Here is a 17,638-nt window from a genome sequence, read left to right on the forward strand (position 1 = left end):
TCGTCGAGCCGTAGACCTCTGCGCGCGCATCGATTCCGGCGCCGCGGGCAAGGGCGTGGTTTATTGACCGCTTACGAAGCCTTCGCAAGCTGCGTTATCAGGTGAGCATGAAGCGCCCCGGCTTTGAACTGACCCCCAGAAGTTGGACGGTCACGATCCCGCCGATCAGGCGGTGCTTCTCAGCCGGTAATCGACCCCCTGCAGTCCAAGCTTTATGCGCTTGTGGTTGTAGTAGTGGATGTAATCATGCACGCCCGCTTCGAGCGCATCGATGCTATCGGGCGCTGCAAGATGGAAATACTCGGCCTTCAACGTGCCGAAGAAGCTTTCAATCGCCGCGTTGTCGAAGCAATTGCCCTTACGGCTCATGCTTTGCTTGACCCCCCGCCTCGCGAGCATCGATCGGTAGGGCTTCATCTTGTAGTGCCAGCCCTGGTCCGAGTGAACTATAAGTTCGGCGGTGCACCTGATCCGCGATAGTGCTGTCTGAAGTGTGCTGCAAACCAGATCGAAGACGGGGCGTCTTGCCATGCGGTGCGCGATGATCTCGCCGTTGTAGAGGTCCATACAGGCCGACAGATAGAGCTTCTGGCCATTCACACTGAACTCGGTGACGTCCGTCGCCCATTTCCGGTTCGGAGCGGTTGCGCAAAAGTCGCGTTGCAGAACGTTGGGCACGTGCTCATCGCTTATGCCCAGGACTTGTCGGAAGCGCTTCTTCGCCCGGATCAGCGCGCGCAGTCCCATCTTCTGCATCAGACGCTGCGCGCACTTGTGGTTGACCGGTTTTTCGAGCGAATTGCACAGCGCAGCCGTGATCCGTCTGTAGCCGTAGCGGCCCTTGTGCTCGTCGTAGACAGCGCGTATCTTGGTCTTCAGAATGCTTTGCTGGTCGGCGCGCTGGATCGCCTGACACTGGTAGTAGAACGTGCTGCGTGCCATGCCTGCAGCTTGCAGCAGATCCGCCAATTTGTGGTGATGCCTCAACCCGGTAATCAGACGCGCCTTGTCGGCGCAGCTGATCTCTTCGACCGGATCAAGGCTTGTAATTTTTTTATGTACGCGACCTCCGCGCGCAGTCGCTCATTCTCTTCACGCAGAGCCTGCGTCGAATCGGTGGAAGCCGGGTTTGCCGGCGGTGGACAGCGTCGTTCCGGCTTCATGCTGGGACGCCCTTGTTTTCTGCCATCGAGGGCCTGCACGCCACCTTGGTCAAGATTGCGTCGCCAGACCACCACTTGATTGGGATTGCGGATGTCATAGACCGCCGCCACTTGGCGGCTCGAAAGCTGTTCACGATCCTGATGAGCCAGCACCTGCAACTTGAACTGCGCACTGTACGCGCTGCGCTTGGGGCGCAACCCGTCAATGCCGTGGAGGCGATAGTGGCTCACCCAGGTGCGGATCTTTTCCTCGGACAGCGACCAACGCCGGGCCAGCAACTTCGCTCCGCCCTCGCCAGCCAAAAAGCTCTCAACGACCTTGAGCTTGAACTTCGCTTTGTACTTCTTCATGAACCCCTTGAAGTTTGCCCAACTTCTGGGGGTCAGTTCAAATCCGGGGCGCTTCACTGGCAGCGAACGAGGTCTCATATGAAAATAACCTCCTATGATGCCCATGCAGTACCTGCTTCTATCTCTGACGGATCACCAATCGGCGCCGCTGGAAGCTGCACGGCACGGCGGATCGCAAAGCCGCTATGTACGCTGCCTGAACATAGCCGGACGTTGGGCGGTTCATGGCACCACTCATTCACCACTACTCGTGTGGCGTCCCGAGCAGGCTAGCGAAGCTCGTGCGGCCGCTGACCGTTCGGCAGCGGCCCGCCGCCGGCCGGTTGAGCTGGTGTCGCGCGGCGATTCCGGATGGGTAGAAGGGCGCGAAATCCAGGTGTTCAGTGATGCCTTCGAGCCCGCGCTCCAAGGTCACGCGGCACCCAGCGAAGCCAAGGCTCGTCGCTTGCGTGTTGAAGCCGACAAGCTCGAGGCGTTCTGCCTGGTAATGCGGCAGGCTGCGGCCGCAACGACCCATGAGGAGTTCGTCGCGGTCAGCCGGGCGGCTGGAAAGGCGCTCCACGCGAAGTTCGGGGGTGGATCCATCCCAGCGGCATCTGCCTGGCTGGCAGGTCGCAAAGGCCGAGAGGCGCTACAGAGCGTGCTCGCAGGAGAGGCGGAACTAACGGGACCGCTCACGATACGGGAGATCGTCGAGACTGCGGCGCTCGCGGAAGAGACGGAACGCTTACAAGCTGAGACTCCGAGCGCAGGCAAGTGAGCGCCTTTGTAGCGACTATGCGAAGCTACCCGAAGCCGGCATATGACGTGGTGCAGGCGCACCCAGTGCCGCCGCCAGGCGCTCCCGGTTTGGGGCTGGACCGGCCCTGTCTCCCGCGACCGCGGGACTGACTTCTGAATAAAGCTGTCAGCCGCGCAGTGAAGCGGCCCAAGTGTCTTCATGCACGATGAACAGCGGCACGCCTGCTTCCTTGTGCTGAATGGCTTTCTCGATCTTGGTGCCGAAAGTACCGTGTTTCCATTCTGCGCTCCCAAGGCCACCGACCACTAGATAGTGCAGCTTCTTGCTGACCCCCGAGATAGTCCCCCCGCGCGTTTCGATCGCTTTCTCACAGGTCTTGCGAGGTCCGAAAACGAAGTCGCCGGTAAAGCAAAAAAGCCTGTTGGGAATCTCGATTTCTTCAAGGCGATCGATTGGCAGCTCGCTCACGAAACCTGCGTCGGCTATCTCGTCCAACCTGCCGCCGACGAGCTGACGCAAGGTTTCGGCGAGGTGGCTGCGCTCCTCCTCGGTGACAAGCCCATCCGCCAGAATGCTTTCGACCTGGGCTTTGATCACTGTGCCGGGCCACGTCAGGGCCACCGTTTCGGCGCCGGTAAGCCATGACCTGAGGAAGCCGATCTCGGCATCGTTGAGATGCCCATCAGACATGATGCCTTGGACGATGCCAACCAGCGCCGCACACGAGGTGCGCATCTCGTTTCGGAAAGCCGTCGCCTGGCGCTGGTAGATGTTGATCACGCGGCACCCCCCCTGTTCGCCTGCCGCTTTCCAGATGGCAGAGGTATCGCCCGTGAATGTGACCGCCATGCCGGTCAGGGTGCATGTGCGCGTGGCGCCAGCAACAATGTCGATGAACAGGTCCTCCCCGCGCAACCCTTGCCACATGGCCAGATAGTGCAGCGCTCCTACACGTTTTCCCGCTTTGATGGCTTTTCCTCCGCCGACCCATGGCAGGCTCGGCAATTCACCGCGCAAAGCCTGCGCGGCCAGTTCGGGGGATTCCTTCGCCTTCTCGATTCCCCTGAGCCAAGAGCAAACGAGGCCTTTATCGGGTCCGCCCCAACGTTCTACCCACGATTCGCCCTGAGGTGAGGCGGAGCTGAAACTGCATTCAACGATCACGGCGGCTCCATTCGAGGGACATGCAACAAGGATCCAGGCGCATCCTATCGCCCGGTTTATACGCAAGCTTGCGCGTGAACCCGCAGATCGTTGCGGCGCTGCGCTATAGCCTGGCTAGCCGCTCCGTAGCTTCGCGTGCACCGAGGTCCCTCACGGCCGCGAGGCTTTCAAGCTGTGCTGCCCGCGGACGTGCCTTACCTTGTTCCCAGTGGTAAACCGTCTGCCCGGAGACGCCGACCAGTTGGCCGTAGCTCGCCGCAGACAAACCGAGCTTTGCGCGATGTGCTGCCAACCTCATCGCGCTGAATCGCCGCTTCGTGCCTGATGCCGCGTCAGAGTCCGAGAGGCTTGCAGCGGTCGGACGAGCCGGTCCCTTTGCCACATAACGAAGCTCTCTTTCGATCGCATTCACCTGGCGACGCAGTTCTGCAGTCATGCCGCGGTGCGCGACTGATGCCTTCTTGAGTGATTCGATCTCGGCGCGCACTTCTTTGCGAGCAATGCGGGAGATCTCGGCTTTGAGAATCGATGCAATGTTTGGCATCTTCGCATTGTGCCGCTACGGCAATCTGGCCTCCCCAACGGTCCACAAATCGGTCGGAATGTCGTCTTCCATGCCGCATCCTGCTGATCGCGACCGAAGAACGTCGGGTCGAGCACCAGTTCGCGCATTGGCCTGAGCTTCGGTCGAGTCTCGTCAGCATGCCGCTTGAACCGTCTGCTGGCCCGCGATCATGTCGTCAAAAGCTGATCTGTCGAACTCACACGCCGTTCGCCGTTATTTCTTTGCATTTCCGGATGGTGCCCTCCGAAACTATTTCCGACGCTGCGCTGATCACGTGCAGTTGCTAACGGTTTTGATACCGATCTTTTCGCTGCCTTTGCCGGTTGCGAGCGGGATCATAGGACAGCCCCACCCCACCGCTTCGACTGCATGTAAGCAACGCCGATATACGGCGAGTGGACTGAGATGCGATTTAGCCGAAGTGCTTACGGAGTGCGCGGCTTCGATCCGGCCGTCTCCCTCCTCCCGAGGGTGTTGCGCTGGCGTGAGCTACCTTGACAGCGAGTTCGCGGCCGCGCACTGCTGCCGCCAGACGTGCCGACGCAGAAGAAGCCGTTCCTGCAGTGTCAGCCGCGCCTCAACTCAGCGCGGATCTTAGGTAGAACGCGCCACTTGAGGAGCCCACCCGATACCAAGGTGGTTGCCATGGGGACCGTTGTGGACTGCTCTCAGCGCCACGGGAGGAATAGCAGACATTGGGCTCATCTCGACAAGTGCTACTCGCGAACAGCTCTGAGCGTAGTGCCGCGCACTCAGTTGCACAACTCGCAGGTCGCTTCCGGGGACCCACTCTTGTCTACGCGTTTGGTGCGTACCAGGCACCAGTGTGCGTCCGTCCACGAGCCTACCGGCGCGATCCCGGTCTACCTACGATCAATAGCAGACGGCCCTGTGCCGTGATCCGTGCCCGACGACCCTTGGGAGTTGAACGGCAACTTGCTGCCAGTCGCCTGGCAAGTTTGGCCCGCGCAATCGGGCCGCCCTTTTGGAGATTCCGCCATGTCCCCCACAGATGACACCTTGCAACCCACAAGCGAGAAGCCTAAAGATCTGGTGCCCTCCCGTTACGCACTGCGCATCGGCGATATCGACGCCCTGGTAGTCAGCGACGGCGTGCTGCCGCTGCCCACGTCGACGATGGCCACCAACGTCGCCCCGGCGGAGCTGGCAAGCTGGCTGGACCAGATGTTCATGCCGCCCGACAAGTACGACTGGCCGCTGAACGTGATGGTGGCCCGCACCGGCGACCAGACGATCCTCATCGACGCTGGTCTGGGTGGCCAGTTCCCAGGCTTCCCCCGCGCCGGGCAATTCCCACAGCGCCTGGCTGCGGCCGGCATCGAGCTCGAGTCCGTCACCGACATCATCGTCACACACATGCACATGGACCATGTGGGCGGGCTACTCGTCCCGGGCATCAAGGAACGACTGCGCCCAGACGTGCGCATCCACATTGCCAAGGCCGAGGTCGACTTTTGGATGACGCCCAACTTCGCCCACACGGTGATGCCGAGGCCAGTACCGGACGTCCTGCGTTCGACCGCCAAGAGCTTCTACAACGAATACCGCGACCGGCTGCAGACGTTCGAGGAACGGCAAGAGGTAGCTCCGGGTGTGGTGGTGCGCCGCACCGGAGGCCACACCCCTGGGCACAGCGTGGTCGACCTGGTGTCGGGCGGAGAGCGCCTGATGTTCGCCGGCGACGCCATGTTCCCGGTCGCATTCGACCACCCTGATTGGCAAAACGGCTTCGAGCACGATCCCGAGGAAGCGACCCGCGTTCGCATCGGCCTTTTCCGCGAGTTGGCGCAGACCCGCGGACTGCTGGTGGCCGCTCACCTGCCGTTTCCCTCGCTCGGCCGGGTCGCGGTCGACGGCGACGTCTTTCGCTGGGTTCCGATCATCTGGGACTACTGATCGCAGGTTTTGCGGCGCACGAACAGGCCACGAGCTTGCAGCGCCGCAGCGTCAGTTGTCAGGACATTTTCTCTCTCGCGGTCTTCGCGAACGGGCACCTCAGCCGCACTGAGGCCGGAGTACACATGACCAATCGTCTCAACTACATCAAGCAATCGCCCGAGCTTTTCAAGAAGCTGATCGAGTTCAGCACGCTCGTGGACAGCGGCGCCATCGAGCAAACGATTCGGGACCTCGTCGCGATCCGCGCGTCACAGCTCAATGGCTGTGCGTTCTGCCTCGACATGCACATCAAAGAGGCCAAGATCCATGGTGAGCGCGAACTGCGTATTCACCATCTTGCCGCATGGCGTGAATCGACGCTGTTCGTTCCGCGCGAGCGCGCGGCTCTTGCCTGGACCGAGGTGCTGACCAAGCTGCCCGAACACGGCGTCCCCGACGACGTCTACGAGCGCGTACGCACGCAGCTGTCGGAAAAGGAACTCTCCGACCTCACCTTCAGCGTCATGGCCATCAATGCATGGAACCGCGTGAACGTCGCGTTCCAGACCGTGCCCGGATCGTCCGACAAGGCCTTCGGCCTAGACAAGGCGAACCTCTCCTGAGTCGCCCGAGCAAGCGCCGCCTCCTCTGGCGGTGGCGCTTGCTGGTGTATTGATGCGTGGCGACGTTCTTCTCGCCCACGTTCGATGGCGATCTGTGAGCGCAGCCTCCCTCGCCACCGGTTCCTGCGCCTCGCAGACCAGCGCTATTTCCTCCCGTGTTTCAAGTACTTTCTCGCGATGCCGCGGCACCGTTTCCGAAGGCACAACCTTGCGCCTCAGGTCGAAACGAAGCGAGATCACGTCCTCATTGATTCCTTTGGCTCACTGCGCCGTTTCGCTCGAACGACCTACCGCATCGACGTGTCCAAACCTAGAGTGGAGCGCGGCAGATGCATAACGAGCGAGGCAGCTTTCCTCGTCGCATGCATTGACTTTTCATCCGCCTCCGACGGACTTTCCGCTCGAGGAATCACTCAACTTATTCAGGAGTATTCGATGACGAAACGGACCTTCTTTGCGGCACTGCTGGTCAGTCTAACGACCTCGATCTTGATCTACGCGCTTCAGCCGGGCAGTGCTGTCGCCGTTCCCCTCGCAACAGTCGATGGCTCGATCTCAAGCCAGCTCCCCTCGATCGAAGTTTCTTATCCGGCGCCTCAGGAGCCGTTGGACCTTACGCCGATTACGCCGACCGAAACGGTGGGCGCCGCGAAGTTCGAGCCCTTCTGATCAATGCCCTGAAGCGCAAGCTTCCGTCGCCGAAACCACCTTGCGTGATTCCTGCCCTTTAAAGAAGGATCCCCATGTCACTCAATGACCGAGAGCTGCCCGCGCGGCGCCTCTTCCTGCGCCAGATCGGCGGCGCTTCCGGTGCTGCAGCGCTTGCAGCCCCGACACTGCTAGGCGGCCTCGCCAGCCCGCTCGCTTCGGCGCAGGAGGCCGCAGCGCGCCCCGCCGACCCTGCCGGCCCGCCGGGCTACTTGTCGCTGAGCCCGCAGGAGGCAGCCTGCATCGAGGCGCTCGTCAACATGATGTGCCCGGCCGATGCGCTGACACCGAACGGCGTCGCATGCGGCTTGCACCTGTACATCGATCGTCAGCTAGCCGGCGCCTGGGGGCGTGGTGATCAACTCTATCGACAGGGCCCTTGGCGTCCTGGCAAACCGCAACACGGCTACCAGTCGCCCCTTGCACCCGAGCAGCATTTCAAGGCTGGCCTCGCAAAGCTGCGCCGCGAGGCTCAGCAACGCACCGGCAAGGCCATCGAGCAGCTCGAGGCCGATCCGCTCGACGCCCTGCTACAGGAGGCCGCTGCCGGCCGGATGGACGACGAGCGCTATGCGCTCGGCGCGTGGTTCAACGACTTTTTCTATCCGCTGTTCGTTCAGGCCTGCTTCGCCGATCCGATGTACGGCGGCAACCGGAACAAGACGTTCTGGCGCGCAGTGGGCTTCCCTGGCCTGCCCGCGTTCCACGGACGCAATGTCGTCCTGTTCCGCGGCCGCCCCTTTCCGGGTGCGTCGAAACCCCAGTCGATCGAAGACTTCAGCTGAAAGCTCACTCCCCATGACTCACAAGCTTCCCAAACGATCCGTCGTATTTGTCGGCGGAGGGCTCACAGCAGGCCTGGCCGCGCGGCAAATGATGAACTCAGGTATCGACGTGTTGGTGCTCGAGCGCGGCGGCGATCTTGCAGGCAGCGCCGCTGCGACGTTGCCCAACCAGCGTGACGAGTTGCGATGGGGCGTCCGCAACGGCCTGGTTCAGAACTGGGCGAACGAGACCTACACCTTGCGTCATGCCATGCACGAAAGCGCCCTTCCCGTCCGTCGCATGGAGGCGTTCCTTCCCGGCGAAGGCATGGGCGGTGCGGCTAACCACTGGAACGGCCAGACTTGGCGTTGGGCCGAGTACGACCCTGCCCTGCGCACGCGCCTCGAGTCTCGCTATGGCAAAGCCGCAATCCCGCCCGAGATGACCGTGCAGGATTGGGGCATCAGCTACGCCGAGATGGAGCCCTACCATGATCTGTTTGAACAGCTCTTCGGAATCGCGGGGCAGGCGGGCAACATCGGCGGAAAGCTGGTAGATGGCGGAAACCCATTTGAGGCACCCCGGGAGCGCGACTTCCCACAGCGCCCGCTAGAGATCCTGGAGTCTGGCCAGATATTCAAGACAGCGGCGCAAAGCCTTGGCTACAAGCCATTCCCCATGCCTGCCGCCAACTCCCCCCGGGCCTACACCAACCCCGATGGAGCGAGCCTTGCGCCCTGCCAGTACTGCGGCCACTGCGAGCGATTCTTTTGCGAAGCGAACGCCAAGGCCAGCCCCGCCCTGTTGCTGTACCCGATGCTGCTGAGACAGAGCAACTTCGAGATCCGACTGCACTCGCAGGTGACGGGCCTCGTCTACGACCGGCGCGCAAGGCGGGTGACCGCCGTGAAGTTCATCGACCTGCAGACCGCGCAGGAATACGAGCAGCCGGCCGATGTGGTCGTCCTGTCCGGCTTTACCATGACGAACACCAAGCTGCTGCTCACCAGCGGCATCGGACGCCCCTACGACCCGAAGACTGGCAAGGGCACGGTTGGCAAGAACTTCTGCTATCAGGTGATGTCCTCGGTGCCAGTGTTCTTCAAGGACCGCTTCATCAACCCCTTCATGGCTTCAGGCGCCTCGCAGATGGTGGTCGACGAGTTCAACGGCGACAACTTCGACCACGCAGGGCTCGGCTTCTTCGGGGGCGGCTACATCTATTCGAACGTGACGAACGGTCGCCCGATCTACGGCCGGCTCCATCCGGCTGGAACACCTCGATGGGGGTCGGCCTGGAAGCAGGCCAATGCCGACTGGTACTCGCACGCCTTTAACGTCTCCGTGCACGGCAGCAACTACCCGCATCGGGAGAACTACCTCGATCTCGATCCGACATACCGCGACGCCTACGGGTCCCCCCTACTGCGCATGACCTTCAACTTCCGCGACAACGATCACCAGATGAGCGAGTACGTCACGAACAAGGCGGCAGCAATTGCGCGCGCCATGGGCGCCACGACCGTCGGCGCGCCGCAACCGCGGCGTGGTGACTTCGATGCACGCCAATACCAAACCACGCATACGACGGGCGGAACGATCATGGGCTCCGATCCTTTCACCAGCGTGGTTTCACCGCGGCTTCAGCATTGGGATGCGCAGAACCTCTTCGTGGTTGGTGCGTCGGTCTATGCGCACAACGCGGGGTACAACCCCACCGGCCCCCTCGCGGCCATGGCGCTGCGTCTGGGCGACGATCTCGTGCGCTATGCCAGACAGCCACGCATGCTTTGAAGAGGCCCAAGATGCGAACCCTCCTTTTTGCGGTCTCTGCCGCATTTTCCGCGGCCTTCGTGAGCTTGGCGCACGGTCAACAGACCGTGCAGCCGCCCAAGTCTTGGACGACGTGCGCAGCGTGTCACTCGGCGCGGGGCGGCGCCGCTATCGGGCCGCCGCTGGGCGGCGTGCTCGGCCGTAGAGCCGGGTCGGCTCCGGGCTTTAGCTACAGCCGCGCGATGAAAAGCGCGGGCATCACCTGGGACGACAAATCGCTGACAGCCTTCATAGCCGACCCACAAGAAGCGGTGCCGGGCAATCGAATGCCGTTTGCCGGAATTCCCGATCCGGGCGAAGTGGCCGAACTAGTCGAGTACCTGAAGACCCTGCAGTAACTGCCTGGCGAATACGCCGCTAGAAGCAAGCCTCCTCGGCGAAGCGACTGAGCGGCTCCTCGTCGGGTCCTCAGGCTTTTCCCGAGTCACTTTCACGTGGGCTCTGGGGACGTTCGTAAACTGCCCACGTGAATGCCGACGTGCTTGGTGGTGAGGCCCTGGGCAATGGGCCGCACCGTTGGGGTCGCGCGACGTCGGCGCGGCGGCCAGCAAGCTGTCCAGAAGACGGTCGGCAGCCGAACAGGCCAGACAGCTGCGCCTTCGGCAATGCAGTGCGCGCACCTGGCAACTCGACGGCCGAACAATCATGCGGAAGGTACCCACGAATGGCCTGCGTCCACGGTTTGACATGTCTGCCATCCGCTGTCCGGGACTATCAACAAAACAAACCAGGCCGCCGTCCCTTGGGGAACGCGGCGTGAGAGTCTTCGACTCGTAGATCATGGCGGCATGATCCGTGCCGACTGCGTCGGCGCCGGCATCCGCCTAAGAGGAGATCCTGATGGCACGACAAAGTCCGGCGGGGAGCGCGGCAACGATACGATCCCTGCAGACACGTGCAGGACGCGGTGCGCGACCGCCACATGAATCTGCCAGAGTCACCGGTGAATGGCGGCGCAACATCAGAACTTACCTCAGAGCACCGCATTGGCGCTCCAGGCCTGCCCTGCAGCGCTTCGGATTTCCGCAAGCACAGAGGCTGCGTTGAGCGACGCCATCCCGAAACTCAGGCCGAGAGATATTGAGCCAGTGCAGCAAGATGCCGAGTTCCACGTCGAGCAAGCGCGACACTCCGTCAGGGCTGCGTCGTCTTTGCGCTTGCAGCTTCCATGATGAGCCGCATCACGACCTTCGGCCTGGAAATCATGACCACATGCGATGCACCCCTGACCAAGACCGTCTTCATCGATTTCGCGCGTCCGGCCATGAATGCCTGCGCGGCAGGTGGGATGTTCATGTCAGCGTCTCCATAGATGAACCAAGACGGCAAGGTCGTCCAGGCTGCGGCCGCCGCAGCTTCACCCAACGCGCCTTCGGTGACAGGACGCTGCGAGACCGCCATCAACCGAGCTACCGCCGGCGGCAGGTCGGCTGCGAATTGCTTGGGGAACTTGTCCTGGAGGATGTAGAGGTCCTTCGCGCCGCCCGGCAACAACACCGGAGCCGATAATGCAGGTCCAAGCGTGCTACCGGGAAATTTGCCCGACAGACCGAGGGCCGACTCGCCCACGTCGGGCGCGAATGCCGCAACGAAGACCAGCGCCTTGACATTGGACCTTCCCACGGCGGCCTGGGAGATTACAGCACCGCCGTATGAATGCCCGACGAGCACGACCGGCCCTGGGATGCCGGCTACGATTGCCCCCACATAGTTCGCATCGTGCGTCAGCCCTCGCAACGGATTGGCGGCCGCGATGACCGGGAAGCTCCGTGCGCGCAGCCCGCTCGCCACCTCATTCCAGCTTGCCGATTCTGCGAACGCACCATGGACCAACACTACGGTGGGGCGCGCCGTCGGTGCCGACGGCACAGCGGCGACGGCCGGGGTCGCAAATTGCAGCGTCATGAGGCCGGCGGCACCGAACGCAAATGCGAGACTGGAGAATTTCTTCATATCGAGTTCCTTGAAGCGACTGGTCTGACTTGAAAAATCCTGCGCATCACGCAGGGAGCCGGAAGCAGAGGCGCAGACACATCCCTCCGCTTTGCTGTGAGTCGATGCGCCCGAGGTCCTCAGCACGCAACGAAGTTTTCGTTCCCGGATCCACCGGGATTCGCGCACGCCTGTTTCAACACACCGGCTTGCGGCTCGAGGTTCGTCGAGCAGATGTCTTGCGGCACCGATGCCCCACCCGCGAAGGCAGTGGACAAGCGGAGCTCGGCGCTGCCGGTCTCGCCGCTTGCGATTGCGGCGGCGGCCGCGATCGCAAGGAGCGAGACGGCCATGTACCCGAGGCGCCAGACGCGGTCGACCGATGGCGGATTGGCAGTGGCAGCCTGTACCGCCAAGCCATCAGTCCTGAGCGTGCGACGTGGTGCGCGCGGTGGCGCTGAAGATTGGATGCTCTGCCTCATGATGGTCCCCAACAGGCCTATAGGCCCTGCCCCAGGACGGCTGGGGCTCCGTCCCACAGGTATCGCGAGACGGATCGGATGCTAGGTTCCGCATCTTGGCTGCGGTAGCCCTGCAGGAGGTACCGCCGTGTTGCACGCGGGGCATCAATTTAGACGCAAAGACCTGACACCCAGTATTGGTGCGCGCTCTGAAACAGCGTGATCCCCTCGGCGTACCTACCCTCGCGATGGTGCTGACCCTAGGATTCGAGTTGCCCATCAATGATCGACCGAACTTCATCGGAGCCCTGAATGACCAGTGACACCATCACCACCAAAGACGGCACCCGCATCTACTACAAGGACTGGGGCGACGGCCCAGTGGTCACCTTTTCCCACGGCTGGCCTCTCAACGCCGATGCGTGGGATGGCCAGATGCACTTTCTGGCCCGCAACGGCTTCCGGGTTATCGCGCACGACCGGCGCGGGCATGGTCGATCGACCCAGTCGTCGTCGGGCAACCACATGAACGGGTACGCCGACGATCTCGCGGCGCTCTTCGAAGCGCTCGACCTGAACAAGATCACGATGGTCGGCCACTCGACCGGTGGCGGCGAGGTGGCGCGCTACATCGGGCGTCACGGCACCATGCGCGTGGCCAAGGCGGTGCTCATCGGCGCAGTGCCGCCTGTCATGCTGAAGTCAGCGGCCAACCCCGATGGCCTCCCGATTGAAGTGTTCGATGGAATTCGCGCTGGGGTTGCCGGCGACCGCTCGCAGTTCTACAAAGATCTAGCCCTCCCTTTCTATGGCGCCAACCGCCCGGACGCTAAAGTGTCGCAGGGCGTACTGGACCAGTTCTGGCTCTGGAGCATGCAGAGCGGCCAGAAGAATGCCTACGAATGCGTCGAGGCCTTCTCCGAAACCGACTTCACCGAGGACTTGAAGAAATTCGATGTGCCGACATTGATCATGCACGGCGAGGACGACCAGATCGTTCCCGTGCACGATTCCGCCAAAAAGTCGGCGATGCTGATCGAAGGAGCAAAGGCGATCTACTATCCCGGCGCACCGCACGGACTCACCACCACGATGCAGGACCGGGTCAACGCAGACCTGCTGGCGTTTCTGCAAAGCTGAAGCACGGCGGGCTTAGTCAACACCGCGTGTCTTCCATAGCCTTGCCTTGAGGAGTCAGCCGCCCGCGGCGGGCGTATCGGACCAGAAGTTCGCTGGCTCCCGCCAAGGGCTCGTCTGCAGCGCCGAGTTCAACCGCGAGAGCTTATCGGGATTTCGCTGCACGTGGATCCGGCTGATCTGCACTCCATCGGTCTCGAACGACTGCGCAGACTCCAGCTCGCCGTGCACGAAACGAACCAGGCCCCACTGACCGTTGAACATCAGGGGTTCGACCCGGATGGCACGCCCGAAGCGACGGTACGTCGCGTAGAACAGTTGCGCGATCCGCTGCGCGCCGATCAAGGGCTTGCCAAGACTCGGCACATGGCCGCCACCGTCGCCCATGAACTCCGCATCGTCGGTGAGCATCGCCACCAACAACGCAAAATTACCGAGCGCCAGTGCTTCGGCAAATCTGCGCAGAAGCTGCAGGTGCAGTTCGGAGGAGACCACACGTCGCTGGCGCCCTTCGCTCATCTGCACCTTGGCCCGATGCACGATCTGGCGGCAGGCGCCTTCGCTCTTGCCGAGTGTCTCCGCAACCAGCTCGTAGTCCGCGTCGAACACCTCCCTCAACAGAAACGCCGCTCGCGCCTCGGGGTCCAACCGCTCAAGCAAGATGAGGAAGGCAGTCGAAAGGTCATTTGCTCTCTCGAGCAGTTGCTCAGGCGTTGGAGGCGATTGGTCCTGTGCTGGCTCCGGGAGCCAGAGGCCGACGTAGCTCTCACGTTGAAACCGAGCCGCGCGAAGCCTGTCGATCGATAGGCGTGTCGTCACGGTGACCAGCCACGCCTCCGTGCTCTTGAACGCTTCCGTCGATTCGCTCAAGCGCAGCCAGACGTCCTGCACCACGTCCTCGGCGTCGGCCAATGAACCCAACATGCGATAGGCAATGCCCTGCAGCCGCGCGCGCTGCTCGTTGAATACGCCCGCACGTTCGTCTTCCATAAAACCCATGAGGATGCCCCAACCGCTCGTAGCGTAAGCAGGCATTATTTTTTAACTGGCACGGTGGGTGGGCCCACTCTGTGCCTGTGCCGGATTCCCTGGACGCTGTCCAGCGTACCAGTAAAGCGAACGGCTAGGACCAAATCCCATCCCGCGACAACTCGATTGGTGCGCTCATGGCAACACGATGCTCCGCGGCAGGTGCCTACCGCTTGGGATCGATGCTCCCTAGCATCGATTCGTTCGCAAGCTACATCTCACAACGCGAAGCCATCGGTCCTGGCGAACCTGGATTGATTTGCTTCAGAAACCGGATTTCATATGAAGCTCTACTACATGCCCGGCGCGTGCTCTCTCGCCGACCTGATCGTTCTCCAGTGGATCGGCGCGGACCATGAGCCGGTACGCATGAGCCTGGAAAGCATCAAGTCGCCGGACTATCTTGCCATCAACGCCGGGGGCACGGTGCCGCTGCTGGCGCACGGCGACCTGTCGCTCACCGAAAACGTCGCCATCCTCGGCTACCTCGCGGACCTGCATCCCGAGGCGCGGCTGCTGGGCGATGGATCGCCGCGCGATCGAGCCGAGGTGATGCGCTGGCTCGGCTTTCTAAATTCGGACGTCCACAAGGCGTTCAAGCCGATATTCACGCCGCAGCGCTTCCTGGCGGACGCGTCCCAGGCGCCCGCACTCGCGGAGACCGCCCGGCGCCGTGTACGCGAGTACCTGGAGCGGCTGGATGAAAGACTCGAGGGACGCGACTGGCTCACCGGCGAGCGTTCGGTCGCCGACCCCTACCTCTTCGTCCTCTCGAGATGGTCCGCGGCCAAGAAGGTCGACATGCAAGGCTTGGACAACATCGCGCGCTTCGTCCGGCATATGGATGCCGATATCGGTGTGCGCGCTGCACTTTCCGCAGAGACGGGAGCGCATCCGCGAGCGGCGGCCGCCCGGTGAGCATCTCATGAGAATCTCTCTGGACCTTTCCCTTGATGCGCGCGAGCACGCCTGCGCCACTTCGAGCACCCTCGCCCAGTGGTACGACGAGCACGCCGCCGTTCGGCGCCTTTGGGCCATACGGCCGGACGACGACACCGCGCTACGTGTCATCGTGATGCTGGAGCCCTCGCTGGACGGCAACGAGATCAGCCCCGCCTGGATGGCGCACGGCAGCCGGTGGGCGCGCGATCTGCGCAAGCGGCTGGATGCGGCCGTGCAGCTCGAACGCATTGACGGGCCACTACCCGACGAGTTCGAGATCGATGGCGAGGGCGTCGTTCTTTCGGCGCTGTGCTGGCGCGACTCGACCTCGCTCGCCTCCTGAGCAATCGAACGACTCATCCGCTTTGCTTTCGTCGCCTCATCTTTCCCAGTCTCTATTCTTTTTCTCCACCTAGGACCACCATCATGAGCAAAGTTCTCGTTCTCTACTACAGTATGTACGGCCACCTCGAAGCGATGGCCAACGCGGTTGCCGAAGGCGCGCGATCAGTCGCGGGATGCGAAGTCGCGCTCAAGCGCGTGGCCGAAACCATGCCGCCCGACGCGCTCCGCCAAGCAGGTGGCAAGGCCGACCAGGCCGCGCCGCTCGCCACGGTGGCCGAACTGGCGGAATACGACGCCATCATCTTTGGCACGCCCACGCGCTTCGGAAACATGGCCGGGCAGATGCGCACGTTCCTCGACCAAACCGGGGGCCTCTGGGCGAACGGCGCGCTAGTCGACAAGATCGGCAGCGTCTTCACTTCGACGGCCACGCAGCACGGCGGGCAAGAGACCACCATTACCTCATTCCACACCACGCTCCTGCACCACGGCATGCTGATCGCAGGCGTGCCGTACACGTGTGCAGGCCTCACGAACATGGGGGAGATCACCGGGGGCTCTCCCTATGGCGCCGGCACGCTCGCCGGCTCGGACGGCAAGCGCGCGCCGACGGACAACGAGCTGTCAATCGCTCGCTTCCAGGGCGCACACGTCGCACGGCTCGCGACTCGGCTGACGCGCTGAAACTGATTTTCGTCGGCGATTCAGCGAAAGCATACCGTGCCCACCCGCTCTTTCGAATTCGTCAATCAGGAAGGGCATCGCCTGTCGGGCAGCCTCGAGATGCCCGAAGGCATCGAGCGGGGCTGGGCGCTTTTTGCGCACTGCTTCACCTGCGGCAAGAGCAACCTTGCGGCCGTTCGCATCGCGCGAAGCTTGGCGGGCGTGGGCATCGGCGTGCTGCGCTTCGACTTCACAGGACTGGGTGAGAGCGAGGGCAGCTTTGCCGACTCGAGCTTTACATTGAACGTGAACGACCTGGTGCTGGCCGCGAACTCAATGGAGGCTGCCGGAATGGCGCCGCACCTGCTGATCGGGCACAGCTTGGGCGGCGCGGCCATGCTCGCCGCCGGCAGTCGGATCGCTTGCGCGCGCGCGGTTGCGACTATTGCCGCACCTTTTGACGTTGCGCATGTCCTGCACCTGCTCGACCCCGCGGGCCTTGCGTGCCTTGCGTCGCAAGATCAGTCGACGGTCCAAGTGGTCGGCCGGCCGCTGGCGGTCGGCAAGGCGTTTGTTGAGAACCTCGCCGCCCATGACCAGGGATCTCGCATCGCTGCCCTGCAGCGACCCCTGCTACTGCTTCACGCACCGCACGACAGCACAGTCAATATCGAGAACGCTACGCAGATCTTCGTCGCCGCGCGACATCCCAAGAGCTTCGTTTCGCTCGATGAAGCCGACCACCTGCTGTCGAACCGAAAGGATGCAGAGTACGTCGCGCAGTTGATTGCGGTATGGGCGTCGCGCTACCTGCCCGAGCGATCAGCCGCCCGGCCGGCCACTGCGGACGCCGAGGCCGAGGAAACAGGCCTAGGCAAGTTCCAGCTGGCGCTACGCTCGGGCGGCTCGCGCTGGCTCGCGGACGAGCCGACGACTGCAGGTGGGTTGGGCTCCGGGCCATCTCCTTACGACCTCTTGTCGGCGGCCCTGGCTGCATGCACGACGATGACGCTGCGTCAGTACGCCGACAGCAAGGGATGGCCAGTCAGGCGCATACGCACCGCCGTAAATCACCGCAAAGACAAGGCGTTGTCACCCTCCGACATCTTCAGCCGGCGGGTAGCGATCGACGGCGCGATCGATCCGACGCAACGCGCGCAGCTGGCCGAGATCGCACAGAGATGCCCGGTTCATCGGACGCTAGAGCAAGGCGCGCGCATCGATTCCGCGCGAGACGAGCCAACACCTTGAGCGCCCTCTCGCGCCTTCGGCGCGCCACCTATTGACGCCCAACGTTTCCAGGCGCACTCGAAAGC

18 protein-coding genes are annotated in these 17,638 nt (G+C 62.7%); 12 read left to right on the forward strand and 6 right to left on the reverse strand.

Annotation, left to right across the window (positions count from 1 at the left end; genetic code table 11):
- Positions 1–165: 165 nt before the first annotated feature.
- A protein-coding gene (locus tag AC3A6R_RS21085) for an IS3 family transposase (RefSeq protein ID WP_487865463.1) occupies positions 166–1,514 on the reverse strand; the annotation gives its coding sequence in 2 pieces (ribosomal slippage) (positions 166–1,014 and positions 1,017–1,514; 1,347 coding nt in all).
- 94 nt (positions 1,515–1,608) lie between these two features.
- Here AC3A6R_RS21085 and AC3A6R_RS21090 point away from each other — a divergent pair.
- The gene (locus tag AC3A6R_RS21090; RefSeq protein ID WP_487865464.1) at positions 1,609–2,274 is read left to right on the forward strand and encodes a hypothetical protein; all 666 of its coding nucleotides are present in this window, start codon (positions 1,609–1,611) and stop codon (positions 2,272–2,274) included.
- Between the two features lie 147 nt (positions 2,275–2,421).
- Here the strand turns inward: AC3A6R_RS21090 and AC3A6R_RS21095 are convergent, their stop codons facing one another.
- Both AC3A6R_RS21095 and AC3A6R_RS21100 read right to left on the reverse strand, forming a co-directional pair.
- Complete coding sequence (locus AC3A6R_RS21095) at positions 2,422–3,420, reverse strand: BRCT domain-containing protein (protein WP_487865465.1); 999 nt, start codon at positions 3,418–3,420, stop codon at positions 2,422–2,424.
- A 103-nt stretch (positions 3,421–3,523) separates the two neighbouring features.
- A complete protein-coding gene (locus tag AC3A6R_RS21100) occupies positions 3,524–3,964 on the reverse strand; it encodes a helix-turn-helix domain-containing protein (RefSeq protein ID WP_487865466.1) in 441 nt (146 codons plus the stop codon).
- A 1,020-nt stretch (positions 3,965–4,984) separates the two neighbouring features.
- Here AC3A6R_RS21100 and AC3A6R_RS21105 point away from each other — a divergent pair.
- The 6 genes from AC3A6R_RS21105 (at position 4,985) to AC3A6R_RS21130 (ending at position 10,151) form a co-directional block, all read left to right on the forward strand.
- Complete coding sequence (locus tag AC3A6R_RS21105) at positions 4,985–5,902, forward strand: MBL fold metallo-hydrolase (RefSeq protein ID WP_487865467.1); 918 nt, start codon at positions 4,985–4,987, stop codon at positions 5,900–5,902.
- Between the two features lie 125 nt (positions 5,903–6,027).
- The gene (locus AC3A6R_RS21110; RefSeq protein WP_487865468.1) at positions 6,028–6,507 is read left to right on the forward strand and encodes a carboxymuconolactone decarboxylase family protein; all 480 of its coding nucleotides are present in this window, start codon (positions 6,028–6,030) and stop codon (positions 6,505–6,507) included.
- Between the two features lie 435 nt (positions 6,508–6,942).
- Positions 6,943–7,176, forward strand: coding sequence for a hypothetical protein (locus AC3A6R_RS21115; protein WP_487865469.1), 234 nt, complete (start codon positions 6,943–6,945; stop codon positions 7,174–7,176).
- Between the two features lie 74 nt (positions 7,177–7,250).
- Positions 7,251–8,000, forward strand: a complete 750-nt coding sequence (locus AC3A6R_RS21120) for a gluconate 2-dehydrogenase subunit 3 family protein (RefSeq protein ID WP_487865470.1) — start codon at positions 7,251–7,253, stop codon at positions 7,998–8,000.
- 13 nt (positions 8,001–8,013) lie between these two features.
- A complete protein-coding gene (locus tag AC3A6R_RS21125) occupies positions 8,014–9,774 on the forward strand; it encodes a GMC family oxidoreductase (protein ID WP_487865471.1) in 1,761 nt (586 codons plus the stop codon).
- An 11-nt stretch (positions 9,775–9,785) separates the two neighbouring features.
- A complete protein-coding gene (locus AC3A6R_RS21130) occupies positions 9,786–10,151 on the forward strand; it encodes a c-type cytochrome (protein WP_487865472.1) in 366 nt (121 codons plus the stop codon).
- Between the two features lie 796 nt (positions 10,152–10,947).
- Here the strand turns inward: AC3A6R_RS21130 and AC3A6R_RS21135 are convergent.
- Together AC3A6R_RS21135 and AC3A6R_RS21140 are read right to left on the reverse strand one after the other, a co-directional pair.
- Complete coding sequence (locus AC3A6R_RS21135) at positions 10,948–11,766, reverse strand: alpha/beta fold hydrolase (RefSeq protein ID WP_487865473.1); 819 nt, start codon at positions 11,764–11,766, stop codon at positions 10,948–10,950.
- Positions 11,767–11,885: 119 nt separating this feature from the next.
- Positions 11,886–12,098 (reverse strand): hypothetical protein, encoded by a 213-nt coding sequence (locus AC3A6R_RS21140; RefSeq protein ID WP_487865474.1) that lies wholly within the window; start codon positions 12,096–12,098, stop codon positions 11,886–11,888.
- A 420-nt stretch (positions 12,099–12,518) separates the two neighbouring features.
- Between AC3A6R_RS21140 and AC3A6R_RS21145 the strand changes: the two genes are divergently transcribed.
- The gene (locus AC3A6R_RS21145; RefSeq protein WP_487865475.1) at positions 12,519–13,346 is read left to right on the forward strand and encodes an alpha/beta fold hydrolase; all 828 of its coding nucleotides are present in this window, start codon (positions 12,519–12,521) and stop codon (positions 13,344–13,346) included.
- Positions 13,347–13,400: 54 nt separating this feature from the next.
- Here AC3A6R_RS21145 and AC3A6R_RS21150 read toward each other — a convergent pair whose 3' ends face one another.
- On the reverse strand, positions 13,401–14,333 hold the full coding sequence (locus AC3A6R_RS21150; protein WP_487865476.1) for an RNA polymerase sigma-70 factor: 933 nt from the start codon (positions 14,331–14,333) through the stop codon (positions 13,401–13,403).
- A 321-nt stretch (positions 14,334–14,654) separates the two neighbouring features.
- Here AC3A6R_RS21150 and AC3A6R_RS21155 point away from each other — a divergent pair, with 321 nt between their 5' ends.
- The 4 genes from AC3A6R_RS21155 (at position 14,655) to AC3A6R_RS21170 (ending at position 17,573) form a co-directional block, all read left to right on the forward strand.
- A complete protein-coding gene (locus tag AC3A6R_RS21155) occupies positions 14,655–15,290 on the forward strand; it encodes a glutathione binding-like protein (RefSeq protein WP_487865477.1) in 636 nt (211 codons plus the stop codon).
- A gap of 7 nt (positions 15,291–15,297) precedes the next feature.
- Complete coding sequence (locus tag AC3A6R_RS21160) at positions 15,298–15,657, forward strand: hypothetical protein (protein ID WP_487865478.1); 360 nt, start codon at positions 15,298–15,300, stop codon at positions 15,655–15,657.
- Between the two features lie 83 nt (positions 15,658–15,740).
- The gene (wrbA, locus tag AC3A6R_RS21165) at positions 15,741–16,343 is read left to right on the forward strand and encodes an NAD(P)H:quinone oxidoreductase (RefSeq protein ID WP_487865479.1); all 603 of its coding nucleotides are present in this window, start codon (positions 15,741–15,743) and stop codon (positions 16,341–16,343) included.
- A gap of 36 nt (positions 16,344–16,379) precedes the next feature.
- A complete protein-coding gene (locus tag AC3A6R_RS21170; RefSeq protein ID WP_487865480.1) occupies positions 16,380–17,573 on the forward strand; it encodes a bifunctional alpha/beta hydrolase/OsmC family protein in 1,194 nt (397 codons plus the stop codon).
- The last annotated feature ends 65 nt before the right edge of the window (positions 17,574–17,638 follow it).

The organism is Variovorax sp. Soil_C_19, assembly GCF_057657255.1.

Coding starts and splice junctions, on each gene's coding strand:
- AC3A6R_RS21090 (WP_487865464.1), top strand. CDS start 1,609: ATGATGCCCATGCAGTACCTGCTTCTATCTCTGACGGATCACCAATCG.
- AC3A6R_RS21100 (WP_487865466.1), bottom strand. CDS start 3,964: ATGCCAAACATTGCATCGATTCTCAAAGCCGAGATCTCCCGCATTGCT.
- AC3A6R_RS21105 (WP_487865467.1), top strand. CDS start 4,985: ATGTCCCCCACAGATGACACCTTGCAACCCACAAGCGAGAAGCCTAAA.
- AC3A6R_RS21110 (WP_487865468.1), top strand. CDS start 6,028: ATGACCAATCGTCTCAACTACATCAAGCAATCGCCCGAGCTTTTCAAG.
- AC3A6R_RS21115 (WP_487865469.1), top strand. CDS start 6,943: ATGACGAAACGGACCTTCTTTGCGGCACTGCTGGTCAGTCTAACGACC.
- AC3A6R_RS21120 (WP_487865470.1), top strand. CDS start 7,251: ATGTCACTCAATGACCGAGAGCTGCCCGCGCGGCGCCTCTTCCTGCGC.
- AC3A6R_RS21125 (WP_487865471.1), top strand. CDS start 8,014: ATGACTCACAAGCTTCCCAAACGATCCGTCGTATTTGTCGGCGGAGGG.
- AC3A6R_RS21130 (WP_487865472.1), top strand. CDS start 9,786: ATGCGAACCCTCCTTTTTGCGGTCTCTGCCGCATTTTCCGCGGCCTTC.
- AC3A6R_RS21135 (WP_487865473.1), bottom strand. CDS start 11,766: ATGAAGAAATTCTCCAGTCTCGCATTTGCGTTCGGTGCCGCCGGCCTC.
- AC3A6R_RS21140 (WP_487865474.1), bottom strand. CDS start 12,098: ATGGCCGTCTCGCTCCTTGCGATCGCGGCCGCCGCCGCAATCGCAAGC.
- AC3A6R_RS21145 (WP_487865475.1), top strand. CDS start 12,519: ATGACCAGTGACACCATCACCACCAAAGACGGCACCCGCATCTACTAC.
- AC3A6R_RS21150 (WP_487865476.1), bottom strand. CDS start 14,333: ATGGAAGACGAACGTGCGGGCGTATTCAACGAGCAGCGCGCGCGGCTG.
- AC3A6R_RS21155 (WP_487865477.1), top strand. CDS start 14,655: ATGAAGCTCTACTACATGCCCGGCGCGTGCTCTCTCGCCGACCTGATC.
- AC3A6R_RS21160 (WP_487865478.1), top strand. CDS start 15,298: ATGAGAATCTCTCTGGACCTTTCCCTTGATGCGCGCGAGCACGCCTGC.
- wrbA (WP_487865479.1), top strand. CDS start 15,741: ATGAGCAAAGTTCTCGTTCTCTACTACAGTATGTACGGCCACCTCGAA.